Raw genomic sequence first — 12,017 nt, forward strand, 5'->3', positions numbered from 1 at the left:
CGCACAGCGCCCGGCCCCGTCCCCATCCCACCCCTAGAGGAGCGTAAATGGCGCGCATCCGCTACGTGTCCCCCGGAGTCGCCGCCGCGATCGCCGTCGTCGCGATCGGCGCCGGCGTCACCGCGGGCAAGGTCGCCTTCGGCGGCGAGGACGCCGGACCGGGTTCCGGGACCGGCGCCGTGGCCGGAACCAAGATCGATGTCATCACCAAGGCGACCGACTCGGAGTTCTGGCAGTCGATGCTGGCCGGGGCCCGCAAGGCCGGCAAGGACCACGGCATCCGGCTCGGCCTGTTCGGACCGACGTCCGAGACCGACATCGACGGCCAGGTCAAGCTGGTGGAGAACTCCATCTCCCGCGGCGCCGACGCGATCGTGCTGGCCTCCAACTCCTCCACCGCGCTCAACGGCGTGGTGGAGCGGGCCCGCAAGCAGGGCATCAAGGTGATCACCGTGGACAACGCGATCACCGCCGCCAACGACGGGTTCATCGGCACCGACAACGTCAAGGCCGGGCAGCAGGCCGGCGAGCGCATGTGCGAGCTGCTCAAGCAGAAGGGCGCGCCCGACGGCAAGATCGTGCACGAGAGCTCGGTGTCCGGGCAGCAGGTGCTGGTCGACCGGTTCACCGGCTTCAAGCAGGGGCTGGCCAAGGACTGCCCCAAGGCCGAGGTCGTGCAGACCCTCGTCAACGACAACGACCTCAACAAGGCCGTCGGGCAGGTCGGCGACGTGCTGAGCAGCCGCCCGGACGTGGTCGGCGTGTTCGCCGACAACAACACCTCCGGCACCGGCGCCGCCCGCGCCATCAAGGAGAAGAACGCCGCGGGCCGCGTCGTGGCGGTCGCGTTCGACTCCGACCCGGCCGAGGTGGACGGCGTGCGCGCCGGCACGCTCAGCGCGATCGTCGTGCAGAACCCGTTCTTCTTCGGCTACCAGGGCGTCGTCGAGGCCGGGATGGCGGTGCGCGGCAGCACCCCGCCGGTGAACCTCGACCCGGGCGCCGTGCTCGTCGACAAGTCCATGGTCGACAAGCCCGAGTACGCCCAGCTGCTCAACCCGCCGAAGGACAAGGGGGACGGGCAGTGAGCGACCCCGGCGGCGGCACTGCGCCGGTGCTGAGCCTGCGCGGGGTGAGCAAGAGCTACGGGCCCGTCCGCGCGCTGTCCGGCGTGCACCTGGACCTGCACCCCGGCACCGTGCACTGCCTGGCCGGGGAGAACGGCGCCGGCAAGTCCACCCTCATCAAGATCCTCACCGGTGCGGTGCAGCGGGACGCGGGCGACTACGTCATCCAGGGCCGCGAGATGCGCCGCGGCCTCACCCCGGCCGAGGCGCGCGCCGCCGGCGTCGGCGTCGTCTACCAGGAGCTCAGCCTGCTCAACGACCTCACCGTCGCCGACAACCTGTGCATGGGGGCGTTCCCGTCGCGCGCCGGGTTCGTCGACCGGCGCCGCCGCAGCGCCGCCGCCCGCGCCATGCTGGAACGCGTCGGCCTGGGCGGCCTCGACCCGTCCCGGACGGTCGGGGAGCTGCCCACCGCCACCCGCCAGCTGGTGGAGATCGCGCGGGTGCTGTCGCGGGACGCCAAGGTCGTCATCTTCGACGAGCCCACCACCGCGCTGTCCGACGAGGAGGGACAGGCGCTGCTGGAGCGGGTCGAGGCGCTGCGCGACGAGGGCGTCGCCGTCCTGTACGTCACGCACCGCATGGAGGAGATGTTCGCCATCGGCGACACCGTCACGGTGCTGCGCGACGGCGCCCACGTGGTCACCCGCCCGATGGCCGACTTCGACGAGGACTCGCTGATCGCGGCGATGGTCGGCCGGACGATCACCAACCTGTACCCCGGGCCGCGCGAGGAGGTGCGCGGCGACGGGCGGGCCCGGCTGGAGCTGCGCGGGCTGCGCCCGGCGGGCTTCCCCGAGCCGGTGGACCTGTCGGTGCGCGCGGGCGAGATCGTCGGCCTGGCCGGGCTGCTCGGCTCGGGCCGCAGCGAGCTGCTGCGCGCGGTGTTCGGCGCCGACCCGGTCACCGAGGGGCGGGTGCTGCTGGACGGCCGCCCCGTGCCCCGCGGGTCCACCCGCAAGGCGTCCCGGCTCGGCATCGGGCTGCTCACCGAGGACCGCAAGGAGTCCGGGCTGCTGCCCGGGCTGAGCATCGAAGAGAACATCGCGATCGCCAGCTGGCGCACCGCCGGGGTGCGCGGGCTGGTGCACCGGCCGCGCCTGCGCCGGCACGTCGAGCAGGCCGTCGACGGGCTGCGGCTGCGGTTCGGCGACTGGGGCGACCCGGTGTCCTCGCTGTCGGGCGGCAACCAGCAGAAGGTGCTGATCGCCCGCTGGCGGGCGCTGGGCGCCAAGGTCCTGCTGCTGGACGAGCCCACCAAGGGCGTGGACGTCGGCGCCAAGGCCGACATCTACCGCATCATCGCCGACCTGGCCGCGGCCGGCCTGGCCATCGTGGTCGTCTCCTCCTACCTGCCCGAGCTGCTGGGACTGTGCGACCGCGTGGTGGTGGTCCGCGAACGCCGCCTGGTCGCCGACCTGCCGGCCGCCGAGGCCACCGAGGAGAAGGTGCTGGCGCTGGCCAGCCCGCGCGGAGCCGACCGCGCCGCGGCTCCGTCCACCCCATCCGCCGCGGCACGGCAGCGGCGCGACGTCACCACTGTGGAGTCCTCATGACCGATGTCACCACGGCGCCCCGGCAGGGACGCGGCCGCGGCGCCGCCCGCCGCGAGCCCGACGACAGCGAGATCCTGCGGCTGGGGCAGCTGTTCAACAAGGGGTTCGGCGGCATCGGGATGCTGCTGGTCCTGGGCTTCGCGCTGAGCCTGTCCACCGACGTGTTCCTCACCGGGACCAATCTGGACAACCTCGGCCGCCAGGTGTCCATCTACGCCATCCTCGCCGTGGCGCAGCTGCTGGTCATCCTGACCGCGGGCATCGACCTGTCGGTCGGGTCGGTGGTCGGCCTGTCCGGCGTGGTGGCCGCCAAGGCGGTGTTCGACACCACCGGCGGCGCGCACGTGCTGTGGGCGGTGCTGCTGGCCCTGGCCGTCGGCGCGCTCGCCGGACTGGTCAACGGCGTGCTGGTGGCGGCGGTGCGGCTGCCCCCGTTCATCGTCACGCTCGGCATGATGGGCATCGCCCGCGGCGCGACCCTGCTGCTCACCGGCGGACGCACCGTCCAGCCGCTGCCGGACGGCTTCTCCGAGCTCGCCGGCGGCACCGTGCTCGGCATCGCCAACCTCACCTGGCTGATGCTGATCATCACGGTGCTGGTGGGGGTGTTCCTGCGCCGCACCGTCTGGGGCCGGTACGTGTACGCGGTCGGGTCCAACGCCGAGTCCGCCCGGCTCACCGGCGTGCCGGTGCGCGCCGTGCAGATCACCGCCTACACGCTGTGCGGCACGCTGGCGGCCCTGGCCGGGCTGCTGCTGGCGTCCCGGCTCGGCAACGGCGTGCCGACCGCCGGCACCGGGTACGAACTGCAGGCCATCGCGGCCTGCGTCATCGGCGGGGCCAGCCTGTTCGGAGCGCGCGGCACGGCGCTGGGCGCACTGGTCGGCGCGCTGGTGGTCGGCCTGCTGGACAACGGCGGCACGCTGCTCGGCATCGACCCGTTCTGGCTGCAGATCCTCACCGGCGTGCTGATCCTGGCCGCCGTCGCCGCCGAGCACCTGCGCAACCTGCGCGGACCCCGCTCGCGCGACACCGCCGCGTCGGCCGCCGCCGCGGCTGCAGCCGACGCCGCGGGCGACGCGGGAGACGCGGCGGGCGGGTCCGCCGGCGACGACCGCGACGCCGCCGGCACCGGGAGGCAGACATGATCATCGCGCACGACCTCGGCACCACCGGCGACAAGGCGTCGCTGCACCGCGACGACGGCCGCCTGGTCGCCGCCGCCACCGTCCGCTACGGCACCCGGTTCGCCGCGGGCGGGGTGGCCGAGCAGGACCCGGCGGACTGGGAGGAGGCGGTCGCCACCGCCACCCGCCGGCTGCTGGCCGACACCGGAACCGACCCGGCCGCGGTGCGCGCCGTGTCGTTCAGCGGCCAGATGATGGGCGCGGTGCTGCTGGACGCGGCGTACCGCCCGGTGCGCCCCGCGCTGATCTGGGCCGACCACCGCAGCTCCGCCCAGGCGGCCCGGCTGACCGCCGAGATCGGCGCCGACGCCGCCTACCGGCTGCTGGGCCACCGGATCCACCCCACCTACTCGCTGACGAAGATCCTGTGGGTGCGCGAGCACGAGCCGGAGGTGTTCGCCCGGGTCGCGCACGTGTGCCTGGCCAAGGACCACATCGTCCAGCGGCTGACCGGGCGGCTGGTCACCGACCCGTCCGACGCGTCCAGCACCAACGCCTACGACCAGCGGGCGGGCCGCTGGTCGGAGCGGATGCTGGACGCCGCCGGGCTCGACCCCGCGCTGTTCCCGGAGATCGTCCCGGCGACGACCGTGGTGGGGGAGCTGTCGGCCGCGTCCGCCGAGGCGGTCGGGCTGCGGCCCGGCACCCCGGTGGTGCTCGGCGGCGGCGACGGGCCGCTGGCGGCGCTCGGCGCGGGCGTCATCGACCCCGAGGACGGCGCCTACACCTACCTGGGATCGTCGTCGTGGGTGTCGCTGTCGGCGGCCGAGCCGCTGCACGACCCGGCGATGCGGACCATGACGTTCGACCACGTCGTGCCCGGCCGGTACGTGCCGACCGCCACCATGCAGACCGGCGGCGCCGCGCTGGAGTGGGTCGCCGACCTGCTGCGCCCGGACCGCGGCGAAGGCAGGTTCGACGAGCTGACCCGCGCCGCCGCCGACGCCGACACCACCGGGCTGTACTTCCTGCCGCACCTGCTCGGCGAGCGCTCGCCGTACTGGAACGCCTCCGCCCGCGGCGTGTTCCTCGGCCTGGCCCGCCACCACGGCCGCGCGGAGCTGACGCGGGCCGTGCTGGAGGGCGTGGCGTTCAACCTCTGCACCTGCGTGCAGGCGTTCCGCGAGGCCGGCCACCCGGTGGACCGGGTGGACGCGATCGGCGGCGGCGCGTCCAGCGACCTGTGGCTGCAGATCCTCGCCGACACCTGGGGCGCCACCGTGCGGCGGCGCCGCATCGGCGAGGAGGCCAACAGCCTGGGCGCCGCCGTCACCGCCGCGGTCGGCGCCGGGCTGGTGCCCGGCTTCGAGGTGGCGCGGGACCTGTCGGAGATCACCGCCGAGTTCACCCCCGACCCGGCGCGGCACGCCGAGTACCGGCGCCGCCACGCCTCCTTCCTGGACGCCTACCGGCGGCTCGAATCGTGGTTCGAACAGGAGAACGAATGAACGGCACCGTCCTGGTCACCTCCCGGTCGTTCGGCCGGGGCCGGGCGGACTGCGAACGGCGGCTGGCCGCCGCCGGACTGCGCGTGGTGCGCGGCTCCACGGCGCACGACCTGGACGCGCTGCGCCCCGTCCTGGCGGACGCGGCCGCCTGGATCGCCGGCACCGCGCCGATCACCGACGAGCACCTGGCGGCGGCCCCCGGGCTGCGCGTCGTCGCCCGCTACGGCGTCGGCGTCGACAACGTGGACCTGCGGGCCGCCGCCGCCCGCGGCGTCACCGTCACCAACACGCCCGGCGCCAACAGCCCGGCCGTCGCCGACCTGGCCGTCGGCGCGCTGCTGGCCGAGCTGGTCGCCGTCGTCGCCGGCGACCGGGACGTGCGCGGCGGCGACTGGCGCACCCGGCGCGGCCGGGAGCTGGGCGCGCTGACCGTCGGCGTGGCCGGGTACGGCCGCATCGGCCGCGGCGTCGCCCGGCGCGTGCGCGGCTTCGGCGCCGAGGTGCTGGCCTACGACCCGTACGCGCCGCCCGGCGCCGCCGACGGCGTGCGCCCGGCCGCAAGCATCGCCGAACTGGCCGAACGGTGCGACGCGGTGTCGCTGCACGCCCCCGGCGGGGCCGTGCTCGCCGACGCCGCGTGGCTGGCGCGGCTCCGCCCCGGCGCGGTGCTGGTGAACACCGCCCGCGCCGACCTGGTGGACGAGGCCGCCGTCGCCGAGGCCCTGCGCGGCGGGCGCCTGGCCGCCTACGCCGCCGACACCCTGGCGGGCGAGGGACGGCACGACGGCCCCCCGGCGGGCAGTCCGCTGCTGGCGCCCGACCTGGCCGACCGCGTGGTCGTCACCCCGCACATCGGCGCGCAGACCGTCGAGGCCGTCGACCGCATGGGCCAGGGCGCCGCCGACGCCGTGCTCGACGCGCTCGCCGGACGCACCCCCGCCCACGTGGTGCCCGTCCCCGCCTGACACCCCCGGCACCCGACCTCCGCCACCCCCGGAAAGGAAAGCATGTCCATCGACGATCTCCGCGCGACCGGTGTGCTCGCCGTGCTGCGCGCGCCCACCCCCGACTCGGCGCTGCGCTGCGTGTCGGCGCTGGTGGAGGGCGGCATCACCGGCATCGAGATCACCTTCAGCACGCCGGACGCGGCCGCGGTGATCGACCAGGCGCGGCGCGCCCACCCCGAGGCGCTCGTCGGCGCCGGAACGGTCCGCACCGCCGAGCAGGCCCGCGCGGCCGCCGACGCCGGCGCGCGGTTCCTGGTCAGCCCCGGCACGGACGACGACCTCGCCCGCGCCATGCTCGACACCGGCCTGACCACCCTGCTCGGCGCCCTCACGCCCAGCGAGCTGATGCGCGCCGCCGCGCTCGGCGCGCACGCGGTCAAGATCTTCCCGGCCGCGCTGGGCGGCCCCGGCTACCTGCGGGCGCTGCGCGGACCGTTCCCGGACGTGCCGCTGGTGCCGACCGGCGGCGTCGCCGCCGGCAACGTGGCCGACTGGCTCGCCGCCGGCGCGCTGGCCGTGGGCGCCGGGGGAGAACTGGCCCCCTCGTCCGCGATCGCCTCCGGCGACCTGGCCGAGATCACCACGCGGGCCCGCGCGTTCGCCGCGGCCCTCCGGGAGGCCCGGTCATGACCGCACTGGACAGAGAGCCGAACGCGGCGCCGCGCGCAGGATCGGACGCAGCGCCGGACGCGGACGGGCCGGTCATGGAGTTCATCGGCGTCAGCACCGGCCAGTCGTCGATCATGCGGGTGTTCCCGGCGTGGGCGCGGGTCCTCGGCCTGGACGGCGCCCGCCTGGTCGGCCGGGACATCGCGCTGGACGGCGACCCCGCCCGCTACCGGGAGGCGGTCGCCGCCATCCGCGACGACCCGCGCCGCCGCGGCGCCCTGGTCACCACCCACAAGATCGCCGTGTACCGGGCCGCCGCCGACCTGTTCGACGAAGTGGACGAGTTCGCCGCGCTGTGCGGCGAGATCTCCTCGATCTCCAAGCGCGGCGGGCGGCTGATCGGGCACGCAAAAGACCCGATCACCGCCGGGCTCGCCCTGGAGGAGTTCCTCGCGCCGGACCACTTCGCCAAGACGGGCGGGCACGTGCTGCTGCTGGGCGCGGGCGGGGCGGGCACCGCCATCGCCTGGTACCTGGCGCACCGCGCGGACGCCCCCGCCGAGATCGTCTGCACCGACGTGGACGCCGGACGGCTCGCCGCGCTGCGCGGCGTCGTGCCCGCCGGCGGCGGCCCCCGCCTGGTCACCCGCCGCGCCGAGGGCCCCGCCGACGACCTGCTGGCCGCCATGCCGCCGGGCAGCCTGGTCGTCAACGCCACCGGCCTGGGCAAGGACCGGCCCGGCTCGCCGCTCGGCCCGGGCGCCGCCTTCCCCCGCCAGGCCGTGGTGTGGGAGCTGAACTACCGCGGCGAGCTGGACTTCCTGCGCGCCGCGCGCGAGCAGAGCGACCGCGCCGGGCTGCGGGTCGAGGACGGCTGGCGGTACTTCGTGCACGGCTGGTCGCAGGTCGTCGCCGAGGTGTTCGACGTGGCGCTGACCCCGGACCTGGTGGACGAGCTGTCCCGCGTCGCCGCGGAGGCGCGGTGATCAGGACCGCGCTGGGCGACATCGCCGCCGCCGACCTCGGCCGCACCGACTACCACGAGCACCTGTTCCAGGTCAGCCCGCTGCTGCCGGGCGACGAGCTGGACGACGAGGAGCGCAGCGGCCGGGAGGCGGCCCGGCTGCGCGCCGCCGGGATCGACGCGATGGTGGACGCGACGCCGGTCGGCCTCGGCCGCGACGCCGAGGCGGTCGCGCGGATCTCCCGCTCGACCGGGCTGCGCGTGGTGCTCACCACCGGCGCGCACCGCCGCGCGCACTACCGCGACGGGCACCCGCTGCTGGACATGGACGCCGCGGCGCTCGGCCGGCTGTTCACCGCCGAACTCACCGAGGGCGTCCGCGACGACGCCGCGCTGACCGCGCCGCGTCCGCACGCGCCCCGGGCCGGGCTGCTCAAGGCCGGCATCGGCTACTGGTCGATCGGCGGGTTCGAACGGCGGGTGCTGGACGGGGTGGCGCAGGCGCACCGCGCCACCGGCGCCCCGGTCATGGTGCACCTGGAGCACGGCAGCGCGGCGTTCGAGGTGCTCGGCGTGCTCGGCGATGCCGGGGTGCCCGCGCACCGCGTCGTCCTCGCCCACATCGACCGCAACCCCGACCCCGGCCTGCACGCCGAACTCGCCGCCGCGGGCGCCTACCTCGGCTACGACGGCATGGCGCGGCACAAGTCCTGGCCCGACTCGGTCATCCTGGACTGCCTGCTGCGCACCGCCGAGCTCGGCGGCGCCGACCGGCTGCTGCTCGGCGGCGACGTCGCCCGCCGCACCCGCTACCTCGCCTACGGCGGCATGCCCGGCCTGGAGTACCTGCCCGCCCGCTTCGTGCCGCGCCTGGAGCGCGCCGCGGGCCCCGACCTGGTCCGGCGCGTCCTGGTGGACAACCCGGCCCGGCTCCTGGACTGGACGCCGTGACCGCGCCGGACGGACCCGCGCCGGACGGACCCGGGCCGGACGGGCACGCGATCGCCGGGATCGCGTTCGACTGCGACGGCGTGCTCGCCGACACCGACGAGCCGTGGGCCGACGCCGAACGCGCCGTCGTCGAACGCCACGGCGGACGCATGACCGACGCGCTGCGCGACGCCACCCACGGCCTCGGCCTGGCCGCGACCGTGGACCTGCTGGCCACCGCCATGCCCGGGCCCGTCGACCACGCGGCGCTGCGCGCGGAGCTGCTGCACGAGGCGGCGGTGCGCGTCGCCCGCGCGCCCGCCGCCCTGCCCGGCGCCGTCGAGACGGTCGCGGAGCTGGCGCGGCACTGGCCGGTCGCGGTCGTGTCCAACTCGCCCGCCCAGGTGCTGCGCCCGCTGCTGGCGGCCATCGGCGTCCTGGACCTGGTGCGCACGACGGTCGCCGCCGACCAGGTCGCCGAGCCCAAACCCGCCCCCGCCACGTACCTGGAGGCGGCCCGCCGCCGCGGGCTGCCGTCCGCGCGGATGCTGGCCGTGGAGGACTCGCCGACCGGCGTGGCCGCCGCGCGCGCGGCGGGCTGCCCGGTCACCGGCATCGCCGCGCCCGGCCGCCCGCACCTGGCCGACGCCGACCGCGTGCTGCCGGACCTGCCCGCGCTGGGCCGCTGGCTGCTCGGCCCGCCGGTACCGCGGTAGGGGCGCAGCGCGGGCCGGTCAGGTGGAGTCGCGGACGACCAGCTCGGTGGGCAGGATCAGCGGTTCGGCGGCGCGCTCGTCCGCCGGCCCCAGCAGCCTGCGCACCACCGCCCGGGCGACCTCGGCGACCGGCTGGCGCACGGTCGTCAGCGGCGGGTCGGTGAAGCGGGCCGCCTCGATGTCGTCGAACCCGACCACGGCGACGTCGTCGGGGACGCGGCGGCCCGCCTGCCGCAGCGCGTGCAGCGCCCCGATCGCCATCAGGTCGCTGGCGGCGAACACCGCGTCCAGGCCCGGATCGTCCTCCAGCAGCTGCCGCATGGCCGCCGCCCCGGACGCGCGGGTGAAGTCGCCGATGGCGGCCAGCGAGCGGCGGTCGCCGCCCGACAGGACCTCCCGGTAGCCGGTCATGCGGTCCAACGCGGCGCTCATGTCGGGCGGACCGGTGATGGCGGCGATGCGGCGCCGCCCCCGCTCCAGCAGGTGGCGCACGGCCGACCGCGCCCCGCCGACGTTGTCGCAGTCGCAGTACGGCAGCGGCACCGCGGCGATGGGGCGGCCGTGCGACACCACCGGCACGTCGGTGCGCGCCAGCGCCGCGGGCAGCGGGTCCGAGCCGTGCATGGACACAAGGATCACCCCGTCGACGTGCCCGCCGGCGACATGGCGCTCGACGCGGGCGTGCCCGGCGGGGGAGGAGGCGGGCAGCAGCACGACCTGCTTGTCGGCGTCCGCCAGCTCCTGGCCGACGGTGCGCGCCACGACCGCGAAGAACGGGTCGTCGGAGAACACCCGCGAGGGCGGTTCGGAGATCACCAGCCCGATCGAGCCGGTCCGCCGCGTCACCAGGCTGCGCGCGGCGGGATTGGGCACGTACCCGAGCTGGTCGATCGCCCGGAGCACGGCGTCGCGGATCTCCGGCGTGACCGTGGCCGACCCGTTGACCACCCGCGACACCGTGGCGCGGGACACGCCCGCCCGCGCCGCCACCGCCTCGAGCGTCGGCCGTCTCATGCCGTGCCCCCGCCTGTCGCCGACTTCACAGGGGGACGGACGCGGCCCGTCCCGCCACCGGACCGGCCCCCACGGCGCCGGCGTAGCGGCCGGGCGCGCGCCCGGCCGCCGGCTGCGGTCCGGGCCGCCGGAGAAGGGCGATGAGAGGGGAGCGCGGCCCGGACCGCCCACGCTGTGAGAGCGCTCTCACTAGCGTCGCCCTCCGCCTCCGCCCATGTCAAGAGCGGTCGGCGAGATGCCTTCTCACCTGGCATGACTTCAAAAAGGTCAGGACGCGTGACTTCGGGAAGCTGTGGGAAGCGCTCTCAGCCGTCCGCGTCGGGACGGTCGGTGTCCGCGGACCGCGCCGCCGTCCGGCAACGCTGAGATCACGATTCGCGGGCCGCCGCGCGTCGCCGTACCGCGGCGGCCCGCGGCATGCCAGTGTCAGCTTGTGACAATTCTCATATAAAACGACGCTTCCTTTTATTTGCCGGCCGCGACACCCTTGGTCCGGGCGGCCTTCACGATGAAGTGGAGTGTTCGGTGCTGCCTGTGCGCGTCCCCACCCCCCTGTCGCGCGGCGGCCGGCCCGATGCCGACCGCACCCCCCGCGGGAGGAGCGGGTGGAAGGCCGTCCTCCCGCCGTCGGGCCGATGGCGCCGCCCGCTGCGGGAGCTGGCGCTGGTCGCGCTGCTGTTCGCCGCCTACAAGTTGGGCCGCCTGCTCGGCGCCCACCACATCGACGAGGCGTTCGCCAACGCCGGGCGGCTGTGGGACCTCGAACGCGCCCTGCGCCTGCCCAGCGAGGAGGACCTGCAGGACCTGCTGCTGGAGCTGCCGACCCCGGCGGTCGTCGCGGCCAACGCCTACTACAAGTACGTGCACTTCCCGGCCACCGCGCTGTTCCTGGTGTGGACGTACGCGCGGCGCCCCTGGCACTACCGGTGGGCGCGGACGGTGCTGGCGGTGATGACGGGCGTGGCGCTCGCGGTCCACATCGCCGTGCCGCTCGCCCCGCCGCGCATGCTGAGCGGACTGGGGTTCGTCGACACCGGCGCGGTGTACGGGCCGGGCGTGTACGGCCCCGCGCACGACGACGGCATGGCCAACCAGTTCGCCGCCATGCCGTCCCTGCACGTGGGGTGGGCCGTGTTCGTCGCCGTCAGCCTCGTCCTGTCGTGCCGCACCAGGTGGCGCTGGCTGTGGCTGGCGCATCCGGTCGTCACGCTCGGCGTGGTCATCGGCACCGCCAACCACTACTGGCTGGACGGGGCCGTCGCGCTGGTCATCCTCGCCGTCGTCATGCTCGTGCTGCGCCCGCCCGCGCGCCCGCGCCGGGAGCGGGCCCGCGACCGGCGGGAACAGCCGGAGGCCGCCGTCGCCGAATCCGGCAAGAGCACCGCGCCGCAGGCCCCCGTGGCCGCGTAGGGCGGGGGCGCGCCGCGCGGCCAAGTCGGAGGCCAAGCGGTCTTAGGAA

The 12,017-nt window shown here is 75.9% G+C and carries 11 protein-coding genes; 10 read left to right on the forward strand and 1 reads right to left on the reverse strand.

Annotated elements, in window-relative coordinates:
- Positions 1–47 precede the first annotated feature (47 nt).
- Genes ABD879_RS23590 through ABD879_RS23630 form a run of 9 tightly spaced genes read left to right on the forward strand, consistent with a single transcriptional unit; the run spans position 48 to position 9,544 of the window.
- Positions 48–1,088, forward strand: a complete 1,041-nt coding sequence (locus tag ABD879_RS23590; protein ID WP_345023752.1) for an ABC transporter substrate-binding protein — start codon at positions 48–50, stop codon at positions 1,086–1,088.
- On the forward strand, positions 1,085–2,683 hold the full coding sequence (locus tag ABD879_RS23595) for a sugar ABC transporter ATP-binding protein (protein WP_345023753.1): 1,599 nt from the start codon (positions 1,085–1,087) through the stop codon (positions 2,681–2,683). The genes ABD879_RS23590 and ABD879_RS23595 overlap by 4 nt, the downstream gene beginning before the upstream one ends.
- Positions 2,680–3,831 carry an ABC transporter permease gene (locus tag ABD879_RS23600; RefSeq protein WP_345023754.1) on the forward strand — a complete coding sequence of 384 codons (1,152 nt, stop codon included), beginning with the start codon at positions 2,680–2,682 and terminating at the stop codon, positions 3,829–3,831. The genes ABD879_RS23595 and ABD879_RS23600 overlap by 4 nt, the downstream gene beginning before the upstream one ends.
- Complete coding sequence (gene xylB / locus ABD879_RS23605; RefSeq protein WP_345023755.1) at positions 3,828–5,318, forward strand: xylulokinase; 1,491 nt, start codon at positions 3,828–3,830, stop codon at positions 5,316–5,318. Before ABD879_RS23600 ends, xylB begins: the two co-directional genes overlap by 4 nt.
- The gene (locus tag ABD879_RS23610; RefSeq protein ID WP_345023756.1) at positions 5,315–6,283 is read left to right on the forward strand and encodes an NAD(P)-dependent oxidoreductase; all 969 of its coding nucleotides are present in this window, start codon (positions 5,315–5,317) and stop codon (positions 6,281–6,283) included. The genes xylB and ABD879_RS23610 overlap by 4 nt, the downstream gene beginning before the upstream one ends.
- 42 nt (positions 6,284–6,325) lie before the next feature.
- Positions 6,326–6,955 carry a bifunctional 4-hydroxy-2-oxoglutarate aldolase/2-dehydro-3-deoxy-phosphogluconate aldolase gene (locus ABD879_RS23615; RefSeq protein WP_345023757.1) on the forward strand — a complete coding sequence of 210 codons (630 nt, stop codon included), beginning with the start codon at positions 6,326–6,328 and terminating at the stop codon, positions 6,953–6,955.
- Positions 6,952–7,920 carry a shikimate dehydrogenase family protein gene (locus ABD879_RS23620; RefSeq protein ID WP_345023758.1) on the forward strand — a complete coding sequence of 323 codons (969 nt, stop codon included), beginning with the start codon at positions 6,952–6,954 and terminating at the stop codon, positions 7,918–7,920. Before ABD879_RS23615 ends, ABD879_RS23620 begins: the two co-directional genes overlap by 4 nt.
- Positions 7,917–8,849, forward strand: coding sequence for a phosphotriesterase family protein (locus ABD879_RS23625; protein ID WP_345023759.1), 933 nt, complete (start codon positions 7,917–7,919; stop codon positions 8,847–8,849). The genes ABD879_RS23620 and ABD879_RS23625 overlap by 4 nt, the downstream gene beginning before the upstream one ends.
- Complete coding sequence (locus ABD879_RS23630; RefSeq protein ID WP_345023761.1) at positions 8,846–9,544, forward strand: HAD family hydrolase; 699 nt, start codon at positions 8,846–8,848, stop codon at positions 9,542–9,544. The genes ABD879_RS23625 and ABD879_RS23630 overlap by 4 nt, the downstream gene beginning before the upstream one ends.
- 18 nt (positions 9,545–9,562) lie before the next feature.
- On the opposite strand, the gene ABD879_RS23635 is transcribed toward ABD879_RS23630, so the two are convergent.
- A complete protein-coding gene (locus ABD879_RS23635) occupies positions 9,563–10,558 on the reverse strand; it encodes a LacI family DNA-binding transcriptional regulator (protein WP_345023762.1) in 996 nt (331 codons plus the stop codon).
- 525 nt (positions 10,559–11,083) lie between these two features.
- On the opposite strand from ABD879_RS23635, the gene ABD879_RS23640 reads away from it, so the two are divergent.
- Positions 11,084–11,968, forward strand: a complete 885-nt coding sequence (locus tag ABD879_RS23640; protein ID WP_345023764.1) for a phosphatase PAP2 family protein — start codon at positions 11,084–11,086, stop codon at positions 11,966–11,968.
- Positions 11,969–12,017: the final 49 nt, after the last annotated feature.

Origin of the sequence: Actinomadura keratinilytica, assembly GCF_039539665.1 — a bacterium.
GTDB lineage: Bacteria > Actinomycetota > Actinomycetes > Streptosporangiales > Streptosporangiaceae > Spirillospora > Spirillospora keratinilytica.